Origin of the sequence: Blastococcus sp. CT_GayMR19, assembly GCF_004570385.1 — a bacterium.
Classification (GTDB): Bacteria; Actinomycetota; Actinomycetes; order Mycobacteriales; family Geodermatophilaceae; genus Blastococcus_B.
In genome coordinates, this window is sequence record NZ_SPQL01000008.1 from 119851 (window position 1) to 146181 (window position 26331).

The following is a 26331-nucleotide window of genomic DNA, read 5'->3' on the forward strand; positions in this document are numbered from 1 at the left end:
GCAGCCGAGCGACGGCCCAGGGGAGGTCAGCTCGGGGCGATGCTGAGCCGGTCGGCGATCTCCTCGACATCCGCAGCCCCGGCGGCGACGTCCATGACCAACTGGAAGGCGTCGTCGTCCCCGATTCCCGGGGCATGACCATTGAGGTCCAGGAAGACGACGGTCGCCAACCAGCTCAGCCTCTTGTTGCCGTCCACGAGCGAATGGTTCCGGGCCAGCGAGTGCAGCAATGCCGCAGCCTTCAGCGCGAGGGTCGGGTAGGCGTCCTCACCGAACGCTCCTGCCCGGGGACGACCCGCGGCCGAATCGAGCAGTCCCACATCCCGGACCGGACCGGTGTCCAGTGCCCGAACCAGGCCCAGCAGATCTTCCAGGTCGAGATATTCGGTCTCGCTCACACGGAGCCCAGGCGGTGGAGAACATCGCTCCACCGGTCCATCAGCCGTTCGGAACTCTGCTGCACTCGTGCGGAGTGACGGCTGCGCTCATAGCGCTCGAGGACAGCGCGGCGGACGATCTCCTGCCGCGAAGTCCCCTCCGCGGCGGCGAGAGCGGAGAGCGCCTTGTCCAGTTCATCGTCGGTACGCAGAGTCATAGCCACGGCCGGATGGTATCAGATTGGTATCAGTCGAACCACAGCCGCCAGACGGGCTCGCGCACCAGACGGCACAGTGCGGCGAGAGTTGCGTCCCGTGGCTCGTACGGCCACTGCTCCTCCGGCTGCCAGAGCGCATCCGGGCAGAAGGCCGCCACTTCGGCCGCCAGGTGGAGGGCGTCTTTGGCCTGCGTCGGAGGTCGGGTGACCAGCAGCGTCATCGTGGCAAAGCCGAGGCCGACCAGGATCGCGCCGAACCGGTCCTCCCAGCTGCGCAGGACGACGGAGACCTCTGGTGCCGGCCGGACGTTGACGGCACCGGTCCAGCCGATGAGCGCCACGGCGTCCGCCGGATGCCGACAGCTGACCAGGGCGATGCGCGCCCGACCACCGGCCGGCAGCTCGACCGCAACAGCATCTGTCTCGGGCCCCGGCGGCGCGAGCCCCGGGAACCTCGAGCCGAACGGTGCCAGCGGCCCGGTTCCCGGCGGCCAAGGGTTGTCGATCGGGACGACGCCGTCGTGCCAGCCGGTCTCGAGCACCTGGCGTGGGTCGAGTGCATCGATCTCTGCCTCGTCGACTGGATCGAACTCGCCGACCTCCCACGGCCTGCCGGATTCGCCCTCCAGGAAGTGCAGCAGAAGCGGCCACAGCCCCGTGGTCGGGAACTGCTCGGCGAGGGCCCACCAGAGCGACGCGGGATCGGTCACGGCGGCGTCGGACAGCCAGAGAACCGCCTGCCCCCCGGCTCGCGATCCGCTCGCGGGGACCGGGCGACCCGGACCCAGCACGACCCGACCGAGACGTGCGGGACCGGCGGGAGGCAGCAGGCCGGGCTGACAGGCTCGCGGAGCAGAGGCCGGCAGGACGGCCACCTCGGCCAGCCGATTCGAGTGGAGGGCGCCGAGGTGCGGCCGGCCAAGGGGTGAATGCACGCGGAGAGGGTGACACCGGGGGACACCCCCGCGGTGCGTGTTTCCACAGGCGCGGTCGGGTCGGCAGCCCTCGACATCTCCCAGTTTTCGGCTCAGGACCGCCGGGTCCGCCGCCGTCGCATGCGTGCGGTCGCCTGGGCAGCGTCGAACGCCTCGGGATCGAACGGGCCGCCGAGCCAGTCCAGCAGCTCGGTGCGCTCGGGATGGCCAGGATCCGCGGCGACGTCCAGCAGGTGCTCATAGCCGGGCGCACCGCCGCAGTCCTCCGGCGGGCAGGCGCGGGCGCCGTCCAGGCACGCCGGCGCCTCGGCTGTCCGGTGGTTCTCGACACGGATGTCGTGCTCCCAGCCGTCGCCGAAGTCGTAGTCGTAGCGGAAGGAGGTGCCGTCGGCGATAGAACCGACGGAGACTGCTCGTGGGTCGCCGAAGTCGTCCATATTCTCGATCTCGCCGTAGCGGACGCCGTCGAGCTCGAACAGCCACAGATGGGCGTCCTGCCAGCCCATGGCGGCCTGGAGGATGCCGTGCAGGTCGGCCAGCGTCGTGCGCTCGGGAGCGACGATGCGCCGCCACACCGGCGGCTCGACGTCCCGGAGGCGGACGGTGAGCTCGACGGCGGGCAGGCTCTTGACCGGTGCCGGCGGTTCCTCGTGGAGCAGCGCGGCACGGGCGAGGGCCACGGCGGACGGCGTCGGTGGTGCGTCGCGATCGCGCCGGGTGCCGAGGACGCCGAGCCGGGCGAAGACCACCCAGGTGGTGTCGCGGACGGCGAAGAACGCCGTCGTGCGGTCGAGCGGCCGACCCGAACCCGCGACCCAGCCGAGCGCGGTCAGGCCGTCGGCCACGACGTCCTCGGCGTGGTGGCGACCGGCGGCGACCGCGAGCAGCCAGAGCAAACCCGCGACGCGGTCGGCGTCATCTCGCGCCAGAGGCAGGCGCGCCGCCAGGTGACGCCACAAGCCGACCGGGTCGTCGGCGAGTCGCCGTTTCCCATGGTGGTCGGCAGCAGTCGACCCCGGTGGACGCGGACGAGGCCGAGTCGTCGTGCCATGTCCCGCAGCTCGGCCACGGGAACGGTGAGGTGCTCGCGGGTGTTCGTTCCCGGCCAGTCGGCATCCCAGCCGAGCGACCGCATGATGTCGGCGACGAGCGCCGGCGGAAGGTGACCCGCCCCGGTGAGCTTCACGCCGTCTCCGAGGCGGGCGAGGAACCAGCGGTAGGGCTCCACGACGACAGGCTCGGGAGCGGGTGGCCCGGCGTCGAGTCCGGCTTCCTCGATCAGCCGGAGCAGCCGGGGCCGGCGCGAGCGGCGCAGCGCGTCGAGCAGCTCGGCAAGGTCGGGGCGCACGTTCCGAAGCGTGCCAGTTCGGGCCAGACTTCCGTTCGGGAGATCGGAGCGAGGTGCAGCCATGGGCCGGCGTCGGAAGGCCGGGAAATACCCGTACGACTACACCGACGGCGATGACCGCCGGTTCGCCGACAGTGGTGCCGCAGGCACGTTGCGGGTGCTACACGGCCCCGGACCCGGCATGGGCGTGACCGAGGGAGTGCTCTGCCGGGTCGAGGTGCTGGCCACGGACGGCCGCACGCTCGACGAGGCTGCGGCCGGCAGGTTTGGCAAGGAGCACCGGCTGCACGGAACCGCTCCCGGTGAACGGGTGACCGTCATGGTCTGGGGGCGCTACGCGGCCGACGACGGCTGCGCGTGCGGAGCCGCCGACTGCGATTCCGTGCTGGACGAGCTGGCGACGACCCGGGACGTCGTACTCACCGGCGACCTCGGCGACGTCCTCCGGTTCGGTGTCGGGCCGGCGTGGGATCAGGTGATCGCGATCGACACGGGCAACCTGGCTCCGGTCGCGAGCGATCCCGCTGCCTGCCGTTGGGGCGCCGGCGTGCGGCTCCGCGGCGCGCGTACGGCCGGCCAGCCGTAGACGGCAAGGGAAGACCTCCGTCCGCTCCGCGTCGTGGCGACCCGGAGGGACGGTTAGCGTCCCGAGCCATGGGTGTTCGCGAATTCCGGACGGTGCTGGAGGGTGGCTCGTATTTCGAGGGCCCGCGGTGGCACGACGGCGCCTGGTGGGCGTCGGACTTCTACCGGCACACGGTCTCGCGGGTGGCGCCCGGCGACGGTGAGGACGTCGTACTCGAGGTGGAGCACCAGCCGTCGGGGCTCGGCTGGCTGCCCGACGGCTCGCTGCTCGTCGTCTCGACGAAGGACCACCGCGTGCTGCGGTTCGCCGACGGCTCGGTGTCAACGCACGCCGACCTGTCCGACGTCTGCAGCGGGCACCTCAACGACATGGTGGTCGACGCGTCGGGGCGGGCGTTCGTGGGCGACTTCGGGTTCGACCTGATGGGCGGCGGGGCTCCGGCGTCGGCCTCGGTGAAGCGGGTGGACCCCGACGGCACGGTGACCGTGGTGGCTCGCGATCTGCGATTCCCGAACGGCTCGGTGATCACCCCGGACGGCGAGACGCTGATCGTCGGCGAGACGTGGGGAAACCGCTTCAGCGCGTTCGACATCGCCGCCGACGGTTCGCTGGGCAACCGGCGGGTGTGGGGCGCGTTCGGACCGGAGCCCGTGGGCTCCACCGTGGACGAGCTGCTGGGGCAGATCGTCGTCGCGCCGGACGGCTGCACGCTGGACGCCGAGGGGCACATCTGGGTGGCCGACGGGTTCGGGCGGCGGGCGCTGCGGGTGGCGCCGGGGGGCGCGATCGTCGACGAGATCGCCGGGCCGGACGGAAGGGGCGTCTACGCCTGCGCGCTGGGTGGGGACGACGGCCGCCAGCTGCTGATGTGCTGCGCACCGGACTTCTACGAGCACACGCGGGCGCCGTTGCGCGAGGCCGTACTGGTGACGACGGAGGTCCAGGTCCCCCACACCGGCCTGCCGTGACCTCTCGCATGCACCGCTCGCACCGGGTGGCGGGTGCGCTGGTCGGCTCGGCGGTCGGAGATGCGCTGGGCGCGCCCTTCGAATTCGGCCCGGCCGGTCAGTTCACCGCGCGCTTCCCGGTGCCGGCGCGCGGCTCGTGGACGGAGATGTGCGGCGGTGGGTCGCTGGGGTGGGAGCCGGGCGAGTTCACCGACGACACCCAGCTGGCGCTGTTGGTGGCTGCGTCGCTGGTGGAGCGCGGCGGGCTGGACGAGGCGGACCTGTTCGACCGGTTCGTGCGCTGGGCAGCGGCGGATCCGCCGGACGTCGGCAGCCAGACGCGAGCGGTGCTGACGTCCGGCCCTCCCTGGGACGTCGCGGCGGCCGAGCACTTCGGGTCGACCGGCCGGGCGGCCGGCAACGGCTCGCTGATGCGGACGACACCGGCGGCAATCTGGTTCTCGCGGTTCGGCACCGAGACGACGATGGACGCCGCGCGCCGGCTCTCGGCACTGACCCACGGCGACCCGGCGGCCGGCGAGGGCTGCGCGATCTTCCACGAGCTGATGCGGGTGGCACTGGACGGCGAGGACCCGCTGGCGGCTGTTCCGTCGGCGCTGGACCTGGTGGCTGACGAGCACCGAGACCGGTGGGCGGCGGTGCTGGCTGAGGACTGGACGCCGGCTGACGCCACGGAGTCGAACGGCGCCGTGTGGCCGACGCTTGGCTCCGCCGTGTGGGCGCTGCGGCACGGGAACGACTTCGCCGAGGTGATGCGGCTTGTCATCGACCTCGGCGGGGACACGGACACGGTGGCGTGCGTCGCCGGCGGGCTGGCCGGGGCGGTGTTCGGCATGGGCGGGATCCCGAGTCGGTGGGCATCGGTGGTTCACGGCCGGGTGCCGGGGCAGGGCGACAAGATGTGGCGCGTGGCCGACCTGCAGCAGCTCGCCACTGCGCTGGACGGGAAGCCGCTGCAGAGCTACGACCCCGGCGTGATCCCGCGGATCGGTCCGACGGAGGTGCTGCCGGGGATCTGGGCGGCCAACCTCGACGGGGCGCGGTACAGCGAGACCGACTTCGCGGTCATCTCCCTGTGCCGGCTGGGTGAGCCGTTCCCGCACGAGTTGCAGCGCATGGCCTACATCGCCGACAACGACCACAACAGCGACCTGGACGTCGTCCTGGAAGACGTCCTCGACGACATGGCGGCGCTACGGGCGGAGGGCCACCGGCTGCTAGTGCACTGCCACGGCGGAGCGTCGCGCACCGGCCTGGTGCTGCGGGCCTGGCTCATGCGGACGGACGGCATGTCGGCCGACGAGGCGACGACTCACGTCGCCGAGCGCTGGCCGCACCTGGGCCTCTGGAACGTCAGCTTCACCGACGCCCTAGAACGAATGCGCCTCCCTAGAGACTGACTCCCCTGACATCAGGGATGCCAGCGGGGCCCACGACCACCTAACGCCAGCCAGCTAGCTGATGCGGCCGCGACGTTTGCGCTCTGCAAAAGCTTCATGCCGGAGGTGGTCAGCCTGCCCCTGGAAGGCCCGCCAGTCGCCAAGCATGTAGGTGCGTCGCCCTCTACCACCGGACTCGTGCACCTCGAAATCATGTTTGAGCAACTGGATGCGCTTCTCCACATCAACTATCGAGAGGCGGCCACCCAGCCGCTGAGAAATCCGGTATGCAGTCAACCGCTCGCCGCTATCCCGCAGGACCCGGTAAACCTCGTCGTGCATTGCCAGGTCAGGTCGAGGTACAAGAGTCGCACGCTCTTTGCGAAGCGCCCGAGCAATGCTGTCGCCAACGGCCCTTGCCACGGGAGGTGGGAATGCATTGCCGATTTGGCGGTATCGGCTTGTCTTCAGACCCGTAAAGTGCCATTCATATTCGGGCTCGTCGAGCCACCCCTGCAGTCGCGCCACCATTTCGGTCGTGAGCTTGGGCCCGCGCGGGTTGGCAGCACGGTCCCAAGCTTCGTCCGGCGCATGATCGGCAAGACCGTGCGCGTCGACCCAGAGACTTTCCCAAGCCCTTTTCGCCCGAGTCGGCCCCAGATCCGCTCCTCCGTGCTTCTTGCTGCCTCCCACGATGGTGGGCGCAATGGAGTCCGCCCGCTCAACCCACTCATCGATGTATGGGAAGCCATTCACTGCCATAAGGCGTGCGAGGGTGGTGCCGACTGTCATCGCAGTCTCTTTGGGATCCGGCCACTCGAAGTAGTCGGCGCACTCTTCGCGCAACGCCACGAGTACCATGCGGGGGCGCAACTGCGGGACGCCGTAGTCCTTTGCGTGAAGGAGCTTCCAGTCCGCCCGATATCCCAGAGACTCGAGCTGATCCACGACAGCCTGCCGATAACCACCGAATCTGGCGTCACTCAACCCCCGGACATTCTCAAGGAGTAGCGCTTCGGGCCGCACACGGCCGGTCAGATTGACTGCCCACGCGAACAGGTCCCGTTCGTCACCAGCCCCAAGCTGCTTCCCGGCCACGCTGAACGGCGGGCAAGGGACCCCGCCAGCGAGCAGGGAGACTTTCCCTCTGTAGTCCTCAGGCCGCCAGGTGACCTCACTAGCAACGTCGCCCACGGCAACGATGTTCGCCGAATCCTCCTCCGGCTGAAGCCGTGCGAGGTTCGAGCGGAGGGTGGCCGCTGCTGTCGCGTCAAGCTCGACGGCAAGGCTGTGACGAAACCCGGCCAAATGCAGGCCAAGCGATTGCCCGCCAGCGCCGGCGCAGATTTCAACGACGTTCAGGTCGGTCATGCTTCCCCCTTGTGTGGTTCTGCCGCGCGGCGGCCCCGACGCGTCCCTCACTGCCCACCTGGCACCCGGCTGTGCAACTCGCGCACACTGCCCTTGTGGCGAGACGCGATGCGGTCACCGCAAGACAGCGCCAACCGCAACCCCTCAACGCGGGCCGGGCGCGCAACATGCAGGCGAACCGGCGGGTCAACTCGAAGCCGGAAGTTCGGCTTCGCTCCGCGCTCCACGCGCTCGGATACCGCTTCCGGAAGGACCATAGACTCGACCTGGATGACGTCCGCGTACGCCCGGACGTGGTCTTCACCCGCCTCAAGGTGGCGGTGTTCGTCGACGGCTGCTTCTGGCACGTCTGCCCTGCTCATGGGCGGGAGCCCACGCGAAATGAGTGGTACTGGACCCCGAAGCTGCGGCGCAACGTCGAGCGAGATCGACGGGCCGATAGCGCCCTCCGCCATGCCGGCTGGACAGTCGTGCGGGTCTGGGAGCATGAAGCCCCAGAAGATGCGCTGCAGGCTGTCCTCCATGCCGTCGATCACGCCAAGAACCTAAGAGAGGGGTCTGACACCTCCAGGTGATGGCGTCGCCTCCCGGGCGCGCCAACCGTAAGCGACGGATCCCCGCCCCAGCGACATTCCCGACCGACGACACCCCTCGCACCCCTCGCGCCCCATGGGCAGCGGCATCGACCTAAGCAGACGCCGACGGAAGGCGCGGTCAGCGCGCACACCACCGTAGCGAGCCCAGCTTAGCCCGTGCCACCCTTCGGGACCGAGCAGATCACCCTTCAAGTCCGAGGAGGAGCTCACGACGATCCGCCTCGGACAGACTCTTATCTTCGCGAATGTTCCGTGCGACCAGGCGTGCCGCAGCGCTAAGCACATCTTGCCTTGCGTCAGTTAGGCGGTACACCGTGCCCGCGCCTCCGTCTCGGGTGACCAGATTGAAGCCGAGATCCCTAAGTTCGCGCGCCCGCCGCTCCGTGTGAACGGCGTCGCCTGCTAGAAGGCGCAGTTCGTCCCCACCCACGTCGGTGCCAATGCGCTCACTCAACAAGTTGAGAATGCGCTCGTGGATGCGACCAAAGCCGCGAACGGATGCGTATCGGCTACTAAGGCGCGGATACGCCTCTCTCATCACCACTTCGATCGCAGCCTTGGCGGCCATCATTCTCTCGTCCCCAGAGTACTTCTCGGCGCCCAGCTCCGAGAAGGCCGCCGCCAGAGCCCGCTTTGTCTCCAGGTACCCGCGGGTTAGCCTATGCTCGTCGGTCGACTGATCCGCAAGGAGATCCGCGAGCAATGTGACTGACTCAAGAGCTTCTTGACGGGCTTTATGCCAACCACCGGTCATTTAACTCTCTTTCCCTTTGGGGCGGATGCGATCTTGGGCGGGTAGCGAAGAATACTGACGTCTTCGCCAGCGTCCTCTACGGCCCCGAGATCGCCCAGCCATTCACGCAGGAATGTCGCACTATCGCTGTCCTCTTCGTTCGCCCGCAAGAACGTCACCCGAGAAGGCAAATCCAGCCGGACAGGCCTTCCTGGGCGCGGGCCCGCTTGGTCAAGGCCCTGCTGAAGCTCCAGGCCGGCGGCGAATCGACGAACATCGGATACGAAGTCGAGGACCACAACCTTGGTCTTTCCGGCAGCCAGCCGCAAACCACGGCCCAACTGCTGAACGAAGATCCGCCTGCTGTGCGTGACTCGCTGAAAGACAACCAGATTGACGTCTGGCACGTCAACGCCCTCATTGAGGACGTCTACCGCGCAGAGGATGCCGATTCGTCCATCCGCAAAGTCAAGGAGCAGACTATTCCGGTCAACTGGGCTCATCGTGACACCAGCCGAGGATCGCGAGTATATCGGCGCAGCGTTCGTGAACCCCAACGCGTTGATGCGGGCTGCCACTGTCTCGGCATGGGCCACCGTTCCGCAGAACACGATCCCCCGGGCACCCTCCCCCAGCTCGGCCCACGCCTCCTGGGTGCGATGGACGACCGCGTCGTCCCACTGATTAAGGAACATTGTTCGGTTGATTGCCCTGGGACTGAACTTGGAGCCTTTCAGATGACTAAGAGCGTCCCAGTCGACGTTATCCGTATACATACGATAATCGACGTTGGACAGGTACCCCGATTGCAGCCCCTTGATTAGGTCAATCGAGATTACCGGCTCACTAAACCGATGATCGAGATCTCCACCGCCAGGACGCCAGGGTGTCGCCGTAAGACCGATGAGGAATGGACCATCGGATCCACCAACGTTGAGCCCGTCTAACACCGCCTCGTATGTATCGGCACCGAGATGATGGCATTCATCCACAACAACGACACGGAACTCCGGCAACGACACTCCTGATGCTACGGCGTTAGCAAAGGTGTCCCTCGAACCGACGACCATATCGAAGCGCTCTAGATCGCCCCAGGGAGGGCGCTCGTCTCCGTTCACGATTGCACAAAGCTTATCTGACGACAGAAAGGGCCAGAACGCCCTCTCAAGTTGGTACACGAGGGGATTTGTATGGGCGAGGATCAGGACTCGCCCGCCCTGGGACAGCTGCGATATCCGGCGCACCGCTTCAGCCGCTACCCAGGTCTTCCCGAGACCTGTCGCGAGAACGACTAGCGCACTCCCGGCGCGATCTTGCAGGTAACTATTCACGAGGCTCTGGACGGCCGCTTCTTGATAGGGACGCGGCGTGTAACGGTCGGGCTCTCGTAAGCGCAAGCTTTCGCGCGGAAGACGCTGACCTCGACGCACCAGACTGTCGTGATCCCATAGTTGCAGCCTAAGACCTTCGGTCGCCAGGGACGCTCTAAGGTCCAGCAGCCCTCTCGTGAATCCTGACTTGCTCACGATTACCGGAATATCCGCCCGATAACTTCGAGCCGCAGCGATTGTACGATCCACCACATCTGCACCCACCGGCGTCGACAGCTTTTTCACCTGGAACAACCAGCGGCGGCCGGCCTTCGTAGCCAGAACATCGGCACCACCGTCACCGGACTGGCCCACAACGGCAACGTAGCTATAGCCCTCGACGACGAGCAAGCGAGATATTAGTCGTTCGAACGCTTGCCATGAACTCACACTTAGCGAAAAGTCGCTCAAGAAGGATGTCACGTAAGGTGTGCCTCGAGATAGTCCGATGCGGCCCTAGCGCGCGCGACTCCTGTGGGCTCCTCGTCGGGGAACCGCAAGTACTCCGCGCAGTCCTCCAGGCACCTGCGATACGCCCCCACCAGATGCTGGCGCGCGCTCTCTGCGGCGGGGGCCCCGACGACCAACTCATCAGGGAGGTGATCCGTCCAGACAAGGCCGAACCATGCCTCAGGGGCATGGGCGAAGAAGCGCGCGAGCACCCCCGGTGCTACGTAACGGAGATACTCCCCCGAAGGACGCATATCGGACAGACGCTCCAGAAGCCGCTCATTTATCAGTCTGTCGGCAAGATCGCGCTGCTCGAACTGGTCGAGAGTGTCAAAGAAGTCGTCGCCGTCCACGTTGCCGGCTAGACGGTCACGAATGCGGTCAAATGTTCCCGAGATTTCCTCCTTCAACTGGTCCTGCCTGATGGTGAGTTCGTCTCCCCATCTATCAGCGAGCACGATGCATGCGATTGAGTTAACCGAGTGACCCGGCTGACCTTGAAGATCAGGATGAAGGACATATAGATACTGGGCCACCTCGATCGCGACTGACTCCTGAGGGTGGATACCCATCTGCGAATAGAGCGCATGGTCGGTATCGACGAATACTTCTATGCTGCCTGGCGAACGGTAGGAGATAGTGGGTACGGGCTGGCCGTTCCAGACGGGCCGCAGGGGACCCGTGCGATAAACGGACACGTCTATAGGTTCAGTTCGGCGCCCGTCGGACAGCGTGAACGTCTTGTTGTCCAAGGAAAGCTCGGGAAGCTTTTCTGCATCCCTGAAGAGCACTTCGCGCGTCACCGGATTCTCGGCCCCTCGTACGCTTCCGCATCCGCGGCAATGCTCATCCTCTACATCGTTTACAGCTGAACAGACAAGGCAGCGCCACGGCTCGACGACCTCTGGCACTTGCGAGCTGCCGCAGTCAGAACATGAGGTGGCAGAAGCAACAATCTCGGTGCCACAGTTGGCACAAGTTTTGCCGAGCAGGATGCGACCGCAGTCCTCGCAGACCTCGACCCCGGAGCGGTTCTGGAACCCGCAATCCGGGCATTCCTCGAGTGCCATGACCGGCCGCACATTAGCTTCTTCGACTAGCTCCCACCAGCGAGCGTCGTCATAGTAACCAGGCTCTCTCTTGAGGAACCGTTCATAGTAGTCCTTTTCGACCTCGCGTGCGATGCGGACGGCCTTCTGCTGCGTCTCATCAAAACGGCCCATATACATGTCCTGGCGACCGTAGTTGCGGACCTTACGATACCCCTGAAACAGCTTAGATACCGGAGTCGAGTTCTTCTCTCCCGCATTCCAGTTGCTGGGTAGCAGAGAACCCCCACGCAAGTAGTCCAGGGCGCGGTGCCACTCTTCCCCACTTCGCTGAAAGTCCTGCTTCTGGAAGTCGACGGGAACGTGGTCCAGGTTTACTTCGCCAACGATCCTGCCTGTTTGCTGATCGGTCGGGTACTCCTTTACAGCTCCACCCAAATCATCTGGGTGATTGAAAAAGGCATCCTTTTCGCCGACGCGGATCGCGCGTCCATTCCGAATCAGATCGATGCCGAACTGATTGTTATCGTCGAATCGTTGAATGCCAACCCATCCGCGAACCCGTTCCTCAAGTGTGCGAAATTCATTCCGGCCGCACGCCAAGCATTCGTCGGCATTATCGTCGGCCGCGGTCCCATCGTAAACGCATCTGCGCTGGGAGTGGATCACCTCGTCGAAGTCAATCCGCGCGGGGATACGGCCCCAGGACTGGCGTTCTACGAAGCGTTCTGATGCCCAAACGCAGTGCTCGAAACCGACAACTGGGTCGCTGTTTACAAGAATACGAATGCGTCCCTCATCGTCACTTCGCAGAATACTGGCGTAGCGCCGGCCAATCTGCTCGCGCAGCCTCGGCTTTGCTATTGAAGCCAGTTGCACGATAAAGCCAGCATTTGGGTCGCCTTCGGGCCACCAGTGGTCGATAGAGACTATTGTGCCGTGAGAGAAGTTGGCCGGCTTATCGATGGTCTCGACCGGAACTTCGAACTTCCTATTGTTCACAACCGTGGGAAGATCAATTACGACTCTGAGTGCGCGTTCATCTGATTTGCGCGCTGTTATTACAGTGGTCCGTCGGCCGAGCTTTCCGGTCGCGATGTTGAAGCCCATTCCGAACAAGCCGAGATTGTCGTAGCGGTTCTTTCCGCTGAAGCCTGCCTTGAGGGCGTTCCTCAGACCCTCTCGGTCAAGGCCAGCCCCGTTGTCCCATAGTCGTAGGGCACCCTCTCCCCTTCGAGCCTCTCCCGCCCCTGGTACTAGGATGTCGATGAGTGGATGCGCGACGGGAAGGCCTTGAATCGCTGCGGCCCGGTAGGAATCGATGCCGTTATCGATGAGCTCACACAACGCGTCCAGGGGCTTCAGGGGCGTATGGGTGAGAGCGATAAGGACCTTGGGATCTGGCGTAATGTCGAGAACGTCTTCGGACAACCCTGGCCTCCGTCGCCGTGCTTACAGCTACCGTTCGTGTCAATGTACGCGCTCCGAGGCTCGCGAGCCGGGTTGGTTGTCGATGCGCGTGCGTGTGTCGGCCAGGGATACGCTCGAGCTTAGGCCTGGCTGGCGTCTAGAAGATCACGACATGGGCGACCATCGCGGCAGGTGAGTGCTTGCCTAACGAATTACAGTCTCACCGTCGGTGCCTCGTGTCCGGGTGTTCCGAGCGGCCCGTCGACCGTGCCGGGCGAGGGGTTGCCCACACAGGCCGATAGGCGTCCGGGTTGGATTCCTCTGCGGCGGGGTGCGCTTTCTCCTGAGCAGTCCACGGCATTTGTCCCGGACGGCACATCAGGAGGCTGACCTTCGCATGGACCACATCTGCGCCGGGCGCTCCGACTGCATGGCGACGTCCCAGGCGACTGCACCGTTAACGACCTCCCTGCGGAAGTTGCCGACCGCGACTCGCGCCAACTCGGGGTCACTCGCCGCCCGCTGGGCCAACTCGACCGCCCGGTCCTCAACCCCCGTGTCGTCTACCGACTCCCAGGCCAGGCCGAGCTCGACGGCCTTGTCGCCGTTGATCTCCTCGCCGAAGAACGCCATTGCGGCCGCCGCCTCGCGGCCGATCAGCCGCGACAGAATCACGAAGTGCCCGCCGCCCGGGTGCATCCCGCGCTTGAGGAAGCCGCACAGCAGCCGGGCATCACGGGCCACGATCCGCAGGTCCGCCGCCAGCAGCATGTTCATCCCGGCACCCACCGCGGAGCCGCGAACCGCCGCCACCGTGGGCACGCGGACCTGCCCGAGCCGGTAGAAGGAGTCGTAGATCTTGCCCATGCCCTCGTAGGCCTCGAGCGCCGCCGGGTCCTTGCCCGCCGAGGTCAGCGTCGCGATGTCCCCGCCGGCACAGAACGACTTTCCGACCGCCCGGACCACCAGAGCGCCGACTTCCGGCTTGGCGTCTACCTCGTCGAACGTGGCGATCGCTCGTCGGCCATCGCGGGAGTCAGCGCGTTGCGCCGGTCCGGGGCGTTCAGCGTCACGATCGCGACGCCGCCGTCCACCTTCGAGCAGCACTTCACCGGATCCGGCGGCGAGCCCACCTTCCTGCCGAGCGGACCGGCCCCGACGCCGGTCCATCGCTTCTGCCCGGCATCAGACCACGCGCCAAGACAAGCCCGCCCACGCGGTCGGAACTACGCCGCGACCGTCGCCGACTCCACCAGCCGGCACAGCGCGTTCACCCGCCGCAGCTGCTCCGGCGTGCGTACCGGCGCATCCAGCAGCAGCGGGCTCAGCACCACGCATGCCAGGGCCTGCGCGCGCGACACCGCGACGTTCAGCCGGTTGAGGTCGTAGAGGAACGAGACACCCCGAGGCGCGTCGTCAGCGCTTGTGCTGGTCATCGAGTAGATGACCACTGGCGCTTCCTGGCCCTGGAACTTGTCCACGGTCCCGACGCGGGCGCCGTCGGGCAGCGCCGCCTTGATGAGGGCAACCTGGGCGTTGTAGGGGGCGACCACCAGCACCTGCTCCGGGCCAATCAGCGCCTCCTCGCCGAGGTGGTTCCGCCACGTCGATCCCTGCACCGAGTGCCACAGCTGAGCGACGATGCCGGCCTCCTGCTGGCTCTTGTCCGCAGCCGTCAGCTCGTGCACGACCGGGCGCACGCGCAGACCGCTACCGGACATCGGACCCTCCCCCAGCACCGTCACCCGTTCGCGGCCGTCCGCCGAGCGCAGTCGCCCTTCGTACGCCAGGTCGGAGACGAACGACGTCAGGTCCGGATGCATCCGGTACGACCGATCCAGGAAGACGCCACGCTCCGGAGGGATCGTCGCGTGCCCGTCGAGCAGGTGCTCCAGCGCCGAGGCGCCCGACTCGCCCGGATGCACCGCCTGACTCGGCTGGGCCAGCTGCTGCGGGTCGCCGAGCAGCACCATCGACTGCGCGCCCCGCGCCACCGCGATGGCGTTGGCCAGCGAGAACTGCCCGGCCTCGTCGACCACCAGCACGTCGACGGCCTGCGCCAGGCCCGCACGCGTCCAGAACCACGCCGTCCCACCCACGAGGTTCACGTCGCCGTCCACCAGCTTCTTCGTGACCACGGCGTTGTCGGCAGACCACGCCACGTCGTCCCAACCGCAGTGCTGGCTCTCGTCGCACTTCTGCAGCGCCGGCCGTCCCACCGCCTTCAGCAGGTTGCCGATGACCGCATGCGAGGTCGCCGTGACTCCCACCTTCTTGCCGGCATCCAGCAGCTGCCGGATCAACTCAGCGGCGGCGGTCGTCTTGCCGCTCCCGGGCGGGCCCTGGATCGCGAGCACCTCGCCGTCGAGCGCGAGCCCGAGGCGCACGATCGCCTGGGTCGTCGACTCGCCCTCGCGCAGCTGGGTTCCCGCGGGGACGCGTCGCTCGACCAGCGCCTGCCCGAGGCAGTCGCGATCGGCCAGCACGTCCTCCCCCGTCGCCTGGATCGCCTCGCGAAGGCTCTTCGTGTTGAGCGGTCCGCCCGGCCCGAGACCCCGCGGCCGGGGCGAGACTGCCGTCGTCTTGAGGACCAGGCGGCCGTCCGCCGCGTCCAGCTCGAAGACCGTGCCGGCCTTCTTCGCGGTGTCGACGTCGAGCGCGTCGTCCCCGGTGGACAGCTTCGTGTCCTGCACCGGGAACGCGTACTCGTACAGATGACTGCGCTTCTCCGCGCCGCGGTCGACCGGTTCGGACAGGCCACCAAGCGCGGCGCCGTCCTCGATCAGCGCCTCCTGATCCAGCGTGCTCAGCCGGAAGACCTCCCACCACGCCGGGCGGTCCTCGCGGCGGTGCCAGCCCACCAGGTCGCCGAGCAACTGGTGCCCGGCGTCGTGCAACCGCGCCGCGAGCGCCAGCTCCGCGGCTTCGACGTCGCTGACCGGCTGCACCGGCTCGTCCGCCTTCGACGAAGGACGCGGCTGCGGGCCGTGCAGCGCCACCAGCTCGGCCCGCTGCTGCTCGAGCCAGTCGTGCAGCTCACGGGTCGAGTCGACGTCGTCCTTGTTGTAGGACTCGATGTCGTCGAGCTTCTGCTGGTCGCGGTCGGCCAGCCACTGCTCGTACACGAGCACGCTGCCGAACCCGCTGGCCACCGCACCCTCGTGCGACCGGCCGTAGAACGCCTCGACCTCCTTGATCGAGTACGACTCCTTGCTGATCCGCATCGACTGCCGGACGACGGGATAGAGGTCGACGAACCGCTCCTCGCGCAGCAGCTGGTCCAGCTCCGCCTCGCGGACGCCGTAGCCGCCGGTCAGCTTCTTGAGCGCCGTCACCTCGTAGGGCGCGTAGTGGTAGACGTGCATCCCCGGGTCGGCCTTCACGGCCTCGACCAGCCGGTCGATCAGGTCGGCGACCATCTGCTTCTCCGCCGGACGGTCGTGCGCCCACAGCGCCGTGAACCCGCCCAGCCGATCCCCAAGGCCGGCGAGGTACTCGATGCCCGTGCCGTCCTCGAACCAGGGATCGCCCTCGAAGTCGAGGTAGAGGTCGCCGGGGCTCGGCGGCGGCAGGCGCAGCAGCCCGAGGCCAGGCTGCGGGGCGAGGAGCGTGCACGACTGCTGTCCGGTGGTCCGCTCCTTGAGCTGCTCGGCGGCCTGCTGCTGCAGCCGGGTGCGCGCGTCGGCGCCGATGCCGGATGCCTTCAGCAGCTCCGGGGGCGCTGTCGCCAGGTCGTACAGGGTCGCGATGCCCACCGCCCGCAGCAGGTCCCGGTGGTCGCCGCGCATGAAGGCGACCAGGCCGAGGTCGTCTGTATCCCGCAGCTCGGTGTTGCACCGATCGGCCCAGCGGCACTGCTCGCAGTAGCCGATCGGCGACGGGCCCGTCGACGGCGGCGCGTCGACGAAGGTCTCCAGCCGAGCCCGCGCGCGGCGGGCGTAGGCCGCGACGTCGATCAGCCGCCACGGTCGTGAGACGCCGTCCCCGGTGACGACGTGGATGAACTCCGGCGCAACCCCCTGGAGCACGGTGAGCCGCTCGGCGTAGGTGGCCATCTGCAGCAGCGCGGCGACCTTGAGCTTGCGGGCGAGCTTGGTGTCGGCGATCTCGTACGACCAATCACCGAAGTCCGACGGTGTCTCGACGCGCAGCAGGAAATCGGCCTGCCCGCCCCAGGCCCCGTCGAAGAACGTGCCTTGGTAGACGACGTCCACACCGCGGCGCATCGCCTCGACGGTCTGCTCCTCCGCCCGGCGACGTCCCTCGGCGTCGAAGACGGTGTCGATCCGCGCGGCCGTGCGGCCCGCTGCCTCCAGCGAGGCCAGGTACTTCTCCTCGTGCGCGATGCCACGGTCGAAGACGAACTGCAGCTCCTCGGACACCTCGACGTCCGGCCCCGTCCACTCCCCCGTGGCCACCCCGAGGTCGAGCCGGGTGAGGTGCCGGCACTCCTGATGGTGGGTCAGGTCGGTCGGGCTCAGCACCAGCTGCCCGTCGAGTCGCTGCATCGCCCCGTGCCTCCCGATCTCCGTCGTCCGGCCGGATGACGTCCGGACCACCATGCCTCGCGAGCAGGGTTCCGGACGCCTCTGACACGAAGCCGGTCCCGGAGCCGGGGGCGTCACCCGGACGAGCGACCTCATCCAGTCGACGTCCGGGAGCGACGCCACGACGGTTCGCATCAGCGACCCTGGCTCGTCGCACTCAAGCCCCGGGCCTCCGTTGTGGCCGTCCGCCACCGCCGCCGAGCCTCCCGGACACGGCCGAACGGGCGGCAGAGTTGGCCGACTGGCCGAGCGGCGGCATCAGCTCCGCGATGACCCACGCCTCCACCGTGCAGGGCTTCCGTGCCATCGTCTTCCCCCAGCCGAGCTGCTGCTCGGCTGCTACCGCGTCGGTTCCTGGTCGACCACGACAGCGGCGGCAGCGCTACCGCCGCCACGTACGAGAGCCGCCAGACCATGAACCGCGTCAAGGGCAGGCCGTCACGATCCGCGCGGAGTTCCTCGACCGCGGGCCCGCACGTCGTGGAGGTGGCCGTTCGACCTCGTTCATCGGCCACCTCCGACCTGCCGAGATGGCCTGACCCCAGGAGGCAGCGGCCCGGCGACCGACCGAGAGGGGCGCGCCGGGGGCACTGGGCAGGGGTCCCCTGTGCGAGCACCATGACCCTCGCGGCGACGCCGCTGGGGCGCCGCCCGCCATCCCGAGAGGAGGGCGGCATGTACGCCCGAACCACCACGGTCCACGCCGACCCGCAGCGCATCGACGAGGGCATCCGCTACGTCCGCGACGAGGTCATGCCGGCAGTGCAGGGCATGCCGGGCTGCATGGGGCTGTCCATGCTCTCCGACCGCGACTCCGGCCGGTGCATCGTCACCACGAGCTGGGACTCCGAGGAGTCGATGAGCGCCAGCAGGGAAGCGGTCCGTGCCATGCGCGAGCAGGCCACCGACGTGATGGGTGGCCGCTTCGACGTCGACGAATGGGAGATCGCGGTGATGCACCGTGCCCACGCCATGGGCGATGGGGCCTGGGCCCGCCTCACCTACAGCCGGCTCCACGACGCCGGTCAGGCCGACCGCGTCATCGAGGCGTGGAAAGCGAACATCCTGCCCCGCATGGAGGAGTTCGACGGCTTCTCCAGCGTCAGCCTGATGGTCGACCGCGCCGCCGGTCGCGGCGTCGGCACCATGTGCTTCGACACCCGGCAGGCGCTGGACGCGTCACGCGACGCGGCCGGGCGCATGCGCGCCGAGTTCGCCGGCCGGATAGGCGTCGACATCACCGAGGTGGTCGAGATGGAGGTGGCCATCCACCACCTGCGGGTGCCCGAGATGGTCTGAGTACGGCGCCGAGCTGCGGGACGGGCGCACGCGCACCCATCGGCTGTGGTACGTCCTCCCGCAAGCTCGCGGGCCCGGGCTCAGCGGCATGGCGCAAGGCTTCCCGATCCGCGCGGCGAGGCGCGGCCCACCTGGCCCATCCCGTATGGGGTGACGGCTGGTCGAGTGCGCCCGCGCGCTGACCACTGTCGATGAGGCTCCTCGCCTCGCCGCGCCCGACGAGCCGGTGTCCTGTGCGGCTCCACCAGAACTTCGGTCGTGAGCTCGAACGACGAGCCGCCTTCGAGACCCGGGAGCCGAGCAGCCGCACCGACCCCACCGGGACCCGATCGTCGGGACCCAGCTCCACCACGGGCTCCACCCGCAGGTCGGCGTCGCCGTCCCCACGCAGGTCGACGGCGAGCGCTCCCGGCTCGACGACGACGCGCACCCGCCTGCCGCGCGTGGTCAGCAGAGGCACACCGTCGTCGATCACCTGCTGCAGGGCCGGCCACAGGGCGGACCGAAGTCCTCGAGCCGTACCGGCGCGTCGCCGGCGCCGTGGTAGTAGCCGGGACCGTCGTCGCCGGCCGCGTGTGCCCGGTACAGGCCGCGGAGCGCGGCTGCCCGCATGGGATCCCGTTGCTGGTCATAGTCGTACTGCAGTCCTCGCCAGGACACGCCGGTGCGAATCCAGCGGCCTTTCGCTCCCGGCACGACCGGACGCAGGCGCACCGACTGCTGCCCGGCTGCGGAGCCGCGGCCCGGCGGCTCGATGTCGAATTGCAGCCCGAGCGGGGCGCCTCCGCCGTGCGCGGACGGGGCGGACTCCGCCAGGTCGGCCATCGCCAGCTCCCAGGCCGAGGCGGGCGGAGCCTCTTCGGGCGCTGCGTCGAGGGCCTCCCTGGCAACGATGAGCACCGCCGTGGCGTGCTTGCAGTCGGCGCCGACCGGGCAGCTGCATTCTCCCCACCACTGGGCGGACCCGTCGTCGTACTCAGCGGCCGTCATGTACCGACGCCCACCGCTGCCCGCCCGCAGCAGCAGGCCGACGGCGGTGACCGTGCCCTGGTCGTCCACCCGCACGGGCACCACGTCGACGTAGCGGATCGGCAGCCGCACACGGCCGGAGTCCATCCCCTCCGGGGCCGGCCATCCCGCGTCGGTCGCCGCCGTCATCTCGGTCATGGGAACTGTCTGACCGATGTCTCGGGCCGCGACGTCGTCGGCCGACAGCCCGCCAGATTTCAGCAGCGCGGACAGTCGCCAACGCACCGTTTCGTGGTTAGGTTTTCGGAATGGGTGCTGAATTCACCCTCGGCGCGGAAGAAGAGTTGCACCTCATCGACCTGGATCGATGGGAACTGTCCGCCAGGGCCCCGCAGATTCTCTCGCGATTGCCCAGCGAATTTTACTCAGCCGAAATACAGCGGACGACAGTTGAAACAAATACGGCGGTCGTCCGCTCCCTGAGCGATCTCCGCGAGGAACTCCTGCGCCTGCGGGCCGGGGTCATCGAAGTGGCTGCGAAGGAGAACCTCGGCGTCGCCGCGGTCGGCACGGCACCCCGCTCGACCTACGCCGACTTCGAGCTGACCAGCACCGGCCGCTACAGCCGGATGCAGGAGCAGTACCGCCTGCTCGTCGACGAGCAGCTGATCTGCGGTACGCAGATCCACGTCGGCGTCGCCGACCGCGACGTGGCCGTCGAGATCGGCCAGCGGATCGCCCGCGACCTCCCCGTCCTGCTCGCGCTGTCGGCCAGCAGCCCGTACTGGAACGGCCAGGACACCGGCTACGCCAGCATCCGCACGATCATCTGGCAGCGGTGGCCCAGCGCCGGCTCCCCCGGCCGGGTCACCTCCGCCGCCGAGTACGACCAGCTGATCGGCGACCTGATCAGTTCCGGCGTGATCGCCGACGCCAAGATGGCCTACTTCGACGTCCGGCCGTCCGCGCACGCGCCCACCCTGGAACTGCGGGTCGCCGACGCCTGCCCCCTGGTCGACGACGCCGTCCTCATCGCCGGCCTCTTCCGCGGCATGGCCCGCGCCGCCGAGCTCGACATCGAGGCCGGCCGCCCGTACGTCGCCCCGCTCGCGCCGCTGCACCGCGCCGGCATCTGGCAGGCGGCCCGCAGCGGGCTGTCCCGGCAGCTCGTCGACGGCACCGGCCGGCCGCGACCGCGGCCCGCGCACGACGTCGTCCGCGACCTGGTCTCCCGGCTCCGTCCGCAGCTGGAGGAGTTCGGCGACTGGGAGACCGTCAGCGACCTCACCGAGACGGTGCTGGCCCGCGGCAACTCCGCCGACCGGCAACGCGCCGCCTACGCCGAACGCGGCAGCCTCGAGGACGTCATGCGGCTCGTCGTCGAGGAGAGCGGCGGTTCCGAGGTCCGGCCCGACGAGGCGCCCCCCGCTCTCCGCCGGTACCGGGCCCGGGCCGGCGACGAGGCCCTCGGGCCCGGATCCGTGCCCCGCCCGGCCTACCGCGGGATCGTCGCCACGCTCCAGGGGCTGGGGCCGGCGGAGCTGCGGGACCGCGACTCCGTTCGCGACGACTGGGTCGCCCGGCAAGGCCTGACGTACGCCCGGGACGGCGAGGAGCGCCCGTTCGCCGTCGACCTGTTCCCCCGCGTCATCGGCGCGCACGAGTGGGCCGGGCTGGAGACCGGCCTGACGCAGCGCGCCTGGGCGCTCGAGTCCTTCCTCCGCGACGTCTACGGCGAGCAGCGGATCCTCCGCGACGGCGTCCTGTCCGAGGACGTCGTCCGGCGCTGCCCCGGCTGGGCGGAGGAGGCCACGCGGCTGCCCCCCGGGGTCGTGCGGGCCCCCGTCATGGGCTTCGACCTCGTCCGCAACGAGTACGGCGGCTGGCGGGTGCTCGAGGACAACCTGCGCTCCCCCAGCGGCGTCGCGTACGCCGTCGCGCTCCGGGGGCTGATGGACGCCGTCCTGCCCGAACTTCCCCGCCCGCCCGGCCTCGCGCACCCGGCAGCGGCCTACGAGCTGCTGCGCTCGACCCTGCTGTCGTCCGCGCAGCCGGGCACCCGGGCGGTGCTGCTCTCCAGCGGCCCGGGCAGCGGCGCCTGGTTCGAGCACCGCCGCCTCGCCGACGGTGCCGGGCTGGGGCTGGTCCTCCCCGACGACCTCGACGTCACTGATGGGCGGGTGGTGCACCGCGACGGCGGCGATCCCATCGGCGTCCTCTACCTGCGCATCGACGTCGAGCTCCGGGACCTGGTGGACGGATCGGGCCGGCCGATCGGGCAGCAGCTGCTCGACGTCGCGATCGACGGCCGGGTCGTCCTCGCCAACGCCCCCGGCAACGGGATCGCCGACGACAAGTCGACCTATCCCCTCGTCCCCGAACTCATCACGTACTACCTCGCCGAGCATCCCGCCCTGGAGTCGGTGCCCACCTACCGCACCGCCGACGAGATCGAGCGGCGCGGCGTCCTCGAGCGGGTCGGCGAGCTGGTGACCAAGCCGGTCGACGGCTACGGCGGCGCCGGCGTGCTGATCGGCCCCGCGGCGACCGCCGCCGAGGTCGCGCAGCGCCGGGCCGAGATCGCGGCCGGTCCGGATGCCTGGGTGGCCCAGGAGGTCGTCTCGCTGTCCTCGCTGCCCTGCCTGGAGGCCGGCCGGATGGAACCCCGCCGCGTCGACCTGCGGGCGTTCGTCTACCTCACCGGGCCTCGCCGCGAGGACTACCGCCTGGCACCCCTCGCGCTGACCCGCGTCGCCCCGCCCGGCAGCCTGATCGTCAACAGCTCGCGGGGTGGCGGCGCCAAGGACACCTGGATCGTGACCGGACCGACCGAGGGAGGCCACTGATGTGCGGACTGGCCGGTGAGCTGCGCTTCGACGGCACCGTCGCCGACGTCGCCACGCTGCAGCGCATGACCGGGTGCCTGGAGCGACGCGGCCCCGACGGCTCCGGCACCTGGGCGCGCGGCCCCGTCGCACTGGGCCACCGGCGGCTGTCGATCATCGACCTGTCGGTCAACGGCGCCCAGCCGATGGTCGATCCGCACCTCGGGCTCACCGTGGTGTTCAACGGGATCATCTACAACTACAAGCAGCTGCGCGCCGAGCTGCAGGCGGCCGGGCACCGGTTCTTCTCGACGTCCGACAGCGAGGTCGTGCTCAAGGCCTACGCCGAGTGGGGCACGGCGTTCGTGGACCGCTTCCTCGGCATGTTCGCCGTCGCCGTCTTCGAGCACCGCACCGGGCGCCTGGTGCTGGCCCGCGACCGGCTCGGCATCAAGCCGCTCTACGTCGACCAGCGCGGCGACCGCATCCGTTTCGCCTCGACGCTGCCCGCACTGCTCGCGGGCGGCGGCGTCGACACGTCGATCGACCGCGTCGCGCTGGCCCACTACATGACCTTCCACTCCGTCGTCCCGGCGCCGCGCACCATCCTCACCGGCGTCCGCAAGCTGCCGCCGGCCACCGTGCGCGTCGTCGAACCGGACGGCGCCAGCCGCGACACCGTCTACTGGACGCCGGAGTTCACCCGCGACCCGGACCGCCGCGGCTGGACCGCCCGCGACTGGGAGGAGGCGCTGCTGGACAAGCTGCGCGTCGCCGTCGACCGGCGGATGGTCGCCGACGTGCCCGTCGGGGTGCTGCTCTCCGGCGGCATCGACTCCAGCCTGGTCGTGGCGCTGCTGGCCGAGGCCGGCCAGACGGGCCTGAGCACGTTCAGCATCGGCTTCGAGTCGGCGGGCGGCGAGTCCGGCGACGAGTTCGAGTACTCCAGCCTGGTCGCCGAGCGGTTCGGCACCGACCACCATCGCATCCGGATCGACAGCGCCCGCCTGCTCCCAGCCGTGGACGCCACGGTCGCCGCGATGAGCGAGCCGATGGTCAGCCACGACTGCGTCGCCTTCTACCTGCTCGGCGAGGAGGTCTCGCAGCACGTGAAGGTGGTGCAGTCCGGGCAGGGCGCCGACGAGGTGCTCGGCGGCTACGACTGGTACCCGCCGCTGTCCGGCGTCCCGAGGGACGGCGCCGTCGAGGCCTACTCCCGGGTCTTCTTCGACCGCCCCTGGGCCGCGATGGGTTCGGTTCTGGAGCCGGAGTGGATGGTCGCGGACGACGCCCCGACCGCCTTCATCGCCGAGCAGTTCGGCCGCCACGGGGCCGAGACCTCGGTCGACGCGGCCCTGCGCAACGACACGACGATCATGCTCGTCGACGACCCGGTGAAGCGGGTGGACAACATGACGATGGCGTGGGGCCTGGAGGCGCGGGTGCCCTTCCTCGACCACGAGCTGGTCGAGCTGGCCGGCCGCATCCCGCCGGAACTCAAGCTCGCCGACGGCGGGAAGGGCGTGCTGAAGCGGGCGGCCCGCGGGATCGTGCCCGACGAGGTCATCGACCGCACCAAGGGATACTTCCCCGTGCCGGCGATCCGCCAGCTCGAGGGCCCGTACCTGGAGCGAGTACGCGAGGCCCTGACCGACCCCGCCGCCAAGCGGCGCGGGCTGTTCCGCCCGGACGCCGTGGAGGCCATGCTCGCCGACCCCAACGCGACCCGGACCACCCTCGGGTCGAACGCACTGTGGCAGCTTGCTCTGCTGGAGATGTGGCTGCAGAAGATGGAGGACGTCGGACGGTGACGGCAGAGGTCGCGACGGGCACGGTCGAGGAGGCGGTCGAGCTCGCGTCCGAACTCGTCGACGCCTGGGGCAGCTGGGGCCCCAACATGACGCCGGACGCGCGACAGGTCGCCTTCATCAGCGACCGCTCCGGCATCCCGCAGCTGTGGGTCCAGGACGTCGTGCTCGACGGATCCCCGCCCCCCGCCCGGCACGTTCCGCTCTCCGAGGACCCGGTCCTCGCGGTCCGCTGGGCGGCCGACAGCGGCTGGCTCACCTGCCTGATCGCGACGGACGGCGGCGTCCGGACGCAGGTGTGGGTGGTGCGGCCTGACGGCTCCGACGCCCGCCGCATCGCCGGCGACGCCCACACCCACGTCGAGCTCGGCCCGTGGACCCGCAGCGGACACCGCTTCGTGGTCACCTTCCCCGGCCTCAGCAACGGGCACCCGACGAGGTCGTACCTGGCCGACCCGCTGACCGGCCGGCTCGACCCGCTCGCCGAGGGGCACCTCATCCACGTCCTCGACATCTCGCTCGAGGAGCGGTTCCTCGTGCTCAAGGACGGCGAGCGCGGGCAGCAGTACGTGTCGGTCATCGACCGGCTGATGGACGAGGACTTCAGCGCGCTGACCCACGGCGCGACCGGCTCGACCGACCAGGGGCTCATCCGGCCGGCCCCCGAGGACCACGCCGGCCCGGTGTACGTCTACCTCGCCTCCGACGTCGGCCTGCCCCGCAAGGTGCTGATCGGGCTGCCGTTCGGACCCAACGGGTGGCGCGGCGAGCCGCGGACCCTCGCCGCCCGGGACGACGCCGACCTCGAGTGGGTGGACGCCGACGACGCCGGCCGGCTCCTGCTGCTCGTCTGGAACGTGGCCGGCGCGAGCGAGATCGAGCTGTTCGACACCGCGACCAGGTCGTCCACGCCGATCAGGGGCCTGCCCGGCCTGGTCGCCTCCACGCCGGTGCTCTCCCGCGACGGGTCCAGCGTGATCCTCGGCGTCGAGGGTCCGGAGCGGCCGCGCGAGCTGTGGCACCTCGACACCCGCACGCACGCCTGGCACCGGGTGACCGACGGACCGAAGGTGCCCGACCGCCCGCTGGTGGTCCCGACCCTGGAGCGGTTCGCCGGCCGGGACGGCCTGCCGCTCACCGGCTGGCTGTACCGGTCAACGACACCTATCGGCGCCGCGGCGCTGGCCCTGCACGGCGGCCCCGAGGGGCAGGAACGCCCGACCTTCGATCCGCAGCACCAGGCGCTGGCCGCAGCGGGCATCACCGTGTTCGCGCCCAACATCCGCGGCTCGTCCGGGTTCGGGCGCGAGTTCGTGCACGCCGACGACCTGCACGGCCGGTACGCCGCGTTCTCCGACGTTACGGCCTGCGCCGACCACCTCGTGGCGCACGGACTGGCCGAGCGCGACCGCGTCGCGGTCACCGGGCGCTCCTACGGCGGCTATCTCACGCTGGCGTCGCTCGCGTTCTCCCCCGGCGTGTTCGCCGCGGGCATCGACATCTGCGGGATGTCGGACCTGGTCACCTTCTACCGGGACACCGAGCCGTGGATCGCCGCCGCCGCGGTCACGAAGTACGGGCACCCCGAGCGCGACCGCGCTCTGCTGGAGGACATCTCACCGCTGGCCTCGGCGGGCAACATCGACGTCCCCCTGCTCGTCGTGCACGGTGAGCACGACACCAACGTGCCGATCGGCGAGGCCTCCCAGGTCGTCGCGGCCCTGCGGGGGCTGGGCCGGACGGTGGAGTACCTGGAACTGTCCGGCGAGGGGCACGTCTTCCGCCGGACGACGTCCCGGAAGGAACTGGCCGGCGCGATGACCCGCTTCCTGCACGCCCACCTCCAGGTGGCCTGAACCTTCGCGGAGCCGCGAGCTGCAGCCACGGCGCCGGGTTCTCACAGGTTCCGCCCGTACCCTGGCCACTCGAAATTCTCGGCGGAGGGGGACAGCAGCGCATGCGCTTCGCGCCACGTCGTCGCCAGGAATCGTCCGAGCCACCGGTCGACCGGGTTGCCACGCGCCCCTTGCCCCGGCCGGTCCCGGACGACCACTGGCCGCCCGCGCAGCCCCAGCCGTGGGAACGTCCGCCCG

20 protein-coding genes are annotated in these 26331 nt (G+C 69.1%); 7 read left to right on the plus strand and 13 right to left on the minus strand.

Going from position 1 to position 26331, the window contains the following annotated elements; genetic code table 11:
* Positions 1-26 precede the first annotated feature (26 nt).
* From E4P39_RS12905 to E4P39_RS12925, 5 genes are all read right to left on the minus strand, one after another.
* On the minus strand, positions 27-398 hold the full coding sequence (locus E4P39_RS12905) for a Fic family protein (protein WP_135136985.1): 372 nt from the start codon (positions 396-398) through the stop codon (positions 27-29).
* Positions 395-595: a CopG family transcriptional regulator gene (locus tag E4P39_RS12910; RefSeq protein ID WP_245159810.1), complete on the minus strand. Its 201-nt coding sequence runs from the start codon at positions 593-595 to the stop codon at positions 395-397. Before E4P39_RS12910 ends, E4P39_RS12905 begins: the two co-directional genes overlap by 4 nt.
* Positions 596-624: 29 nt before the next feature.
* Positions 625-1305 (minus strand): DUF4253 domain-containing protein, encoded by a 681-nt coding sequence (locus tag E4P39_RS22365; protein WP_167761835.1) that lies wholly within the window; start codon positions 1303-1305, stop codon positions 625-627.
* 317 nt (positions 1306-1622) lie between these two features.
* Positions 1623-2426 carry a plasmid pRiA4b ORF-3 family protein gene (locus E4P39_RS12920; protein ID WP_209306516.1) on the minus strand — a complete coding sequence of 268 codons (804 nt, stop codon included), beginning with the start codon at positions 2424-2426 and terminating at the stop codon, positions 1623-1625.
* Positions 2360-2878, minus strand: a complete 519-nt coding sequence (locus E4P39_RS12925; protein ID WP_135136988.1) for a hypothetical protein — start codon at positions 2876-2878, stop codon at positions 2360-2362. Before E4P39_RS12925 ends, E4P39_RS12920 begins: the two co-directional genes overlap by 67 nt.
* Before the next feature lie 61 nt (positions 2879-2939).
* Between E4P39_RS12925 and E4P39_RS12930 the strand changes: the two genes are divergently transcribed.
* The 3 genes from E4P39_RS12930 to E4P39_RS12940 all read left to right on the plus strand — a co-directional run bounded on the left by E4P39_RS12930 (position 2940) and on the right by E4P39_RS12940 (position 5832).
* On the plus strand, positions 2940-3464 hold the full coding sequence (locus tag E4P39_RS12930) for a hypothetical protein (protein ID WP_135136989.1): 525 nt from the start codon (positions 2940-2942) through the stop codon (positions 3462-3464).
* 68 nt (positions 3465-3532) lie between these two features.
* The gene (locus tag E4P39_RS12935; RefSeq protein WP_135136990.1) at positions 3533-4432 is read left to right on the plus strand and encodes an SMP-30/gluconolactonase/LRE family protein; all 900 of its coding nucleotides are present in this window, start codon (positions 3533-3535) and stop codon (positions 4430-4432) included.
* Complete coding sequence (locus E4P39_RS12940) at positions 4429-5832, plus strand: ADP-ribosylglycohydrolase family protein (RefSeq protein WP_135136991.1); 1404 nt, start codon at positions 4429-4431, stop codon at positions 5830-5832. The genes E4P39_RS12935 and E4P39_RS12940 overlap by 4 nt, the downstream gene beginning before the upstream one ends.
* 54 nt (positions 5833-5886) lie before the next feature.
* On the opposite strand, the gene dcm is transcribed toward E4P39_RS12940, so the two are convergent.
* From dcm to E4P39_RS12975, 7 genes are all read right to left on the minus strand, one after another.
* Entirely contained in the window at positions 5887-7182 is a 1296-nt protein-coding gene (gene dcm, locus E4P39_RS12945; protein WP_135136992.1) for a DNA (cytosine-5-)-methyltransferase, read from the minus strand.
* 47 nt (positions 7183-7229) lie between these two features.
* On the minus strand, positions 7230-7718 hold the full coding sequence (locus tag E4P39_RS22925) for a hypothetical protein (protein WP_245159801.1): 489 nt from the start codon (positions 7716-7718) through the stop codon (positions 7230-7232).
* 241 nt (positions 7719-7959) lie between these two features.
* Positions 7960-8532: a hypothetical protein gene (locus tag E4P39_RS12955; protein WP_135136993.1), complete on the minus strand. Its 573-nt coding sequence runs from the start codon at positions 8530-8532 to the stop codon at positions 7960-7962.
* Positions 8529-10304, minus strand: a complete 1776-nt coding sequence (locus E4P39_RS12960; protein WP_135136994.1) for a DEAD/DEAH box helicase family protein — start codon at positions 10302-10304, stop codon at positions 8529-8531. Before E4P39_RS12960 ends, E4P39_RS12955 begins: the two co-directional genes overlap by 4 nt.
* Positions 10301-12811 (minus strand): ATP-binding protein, encoded by a 2511-nt coding sequence (locus tag E4P39_RS12965; protein WP_135136995.1) that lies wholly within the window; start codon positions 12809-12811, stop codon positions 10301-10303. The genes E4P39_RS12960 and E4P39_RS12965 overlap by 4 nt, the downstream gene beginning before the upstream one ends.
* Before the next feature lie 357 nt (positions 12812-13168).
* Positions 13169-13960, minus strand: a complete 792-nt coding sequence (locus E4P39_RS12970; protein WP_245159802.1) for an enoyl-CoA hydratase/isomerase family protein — start codon at positions 13958-13960, stop codon at positions 13169-13171.
* Between the two features lie 56 nt (positions 13961-14016).
* The gene (locus tag E4P39_RS12975) at positions 14017-17298 is read right to left on the minus strand and encodes a TM0106 family RecB-like putative nuclease (protein WP_135136996.1); all 3282 of its coding nucleotides are present in this window, start codon (positions 17296-17298) and stop codon (positions 14017-14019) included.
* Positions 17299-18012: 714 nt separating this feature from the next.
* On the opposite strand from E4P39_RS12975, the gene E4P39_RS12980 reads away from it, so the two are divergent.
* On the plus strand, positions 18013-18636 hold the full coding sequence (locus E4P39_RS12980; protein ID WP_135136997.1) for an antibiotic biosynthesis monooxygenase: 624 nt from the start codon (positions 18013-18015) through the stop codon (positions 18634-18636).
* Positions 18637-19107: 471 nt separating this feature from the next.
* Here the strand turns inward: E4P39_RS12980 and E4P39_RS12990 are convergent, their stop codons facing one another.
* Positions 19108-19803 (minus strand): DUF4916 domain-containing protein, encoded by a 696-nt coding sequence (locus tag E4P39_RS12990; RefSeq protein WP_135136998.1) that lies wholly within the window; start codon positions 19801-19803, stop codon positions 19108-19110.
* Between the two features lie 110 nt (positions 19804-19913).
* On the opposite strand from E4P39_RS12990, the gene E4P39_RS12995 reads away from it, so the two are divergent.
* Genes E4P39_RS12995 through E4P39_RS13005 form a run of 3 tightly spaced genes read left to right on the plus strand, consistent with a single transcriptional unit; the run spans position 19914 to position 26094 of the window.
* Positions 19914-22451, plus strand: a complete 2538-nt coding sequence (locus tag E4P39_RS12995; RefSeq protein ID WP_135136999.1) for a carboxylate--amine ligase/circularly permuted type 2 ATP-grasp protein — start codon at positions 19914-19916, stop codon at positions 22449-22451.
* Entirely contained in the window at positions 22451-24241 is a 1791-nt protein-coding gene (locus E4P39_RS13000; protein WP_135137000.1) for an N-acetylglutaminylglutamine amidotransferase, read from the plus strand. Before E4P39_RS12995 ends, E4P39_RS13000 begins: the two co-directional genes overlap by 1 nt.
* Positions 24238-26094 carry a prolyl oligopeptidase family serine peptidase gene (locus E4P39_RS13005; protein WP_245159803.1) on the plus strand — a complete coding sequence of 619 codons (1857 nt, stop codon included), beginning with the start codon at positions 24238-24240 and terminating at the stop codon, positions 26092-26094. The genes E4P39_RS13000 and E4P39_RS13005 overlap by 4 nt, the downstream gene beginning before the upstream one ends.
* Positions 26095-26331: the final 237 nt, after the last annotated feature.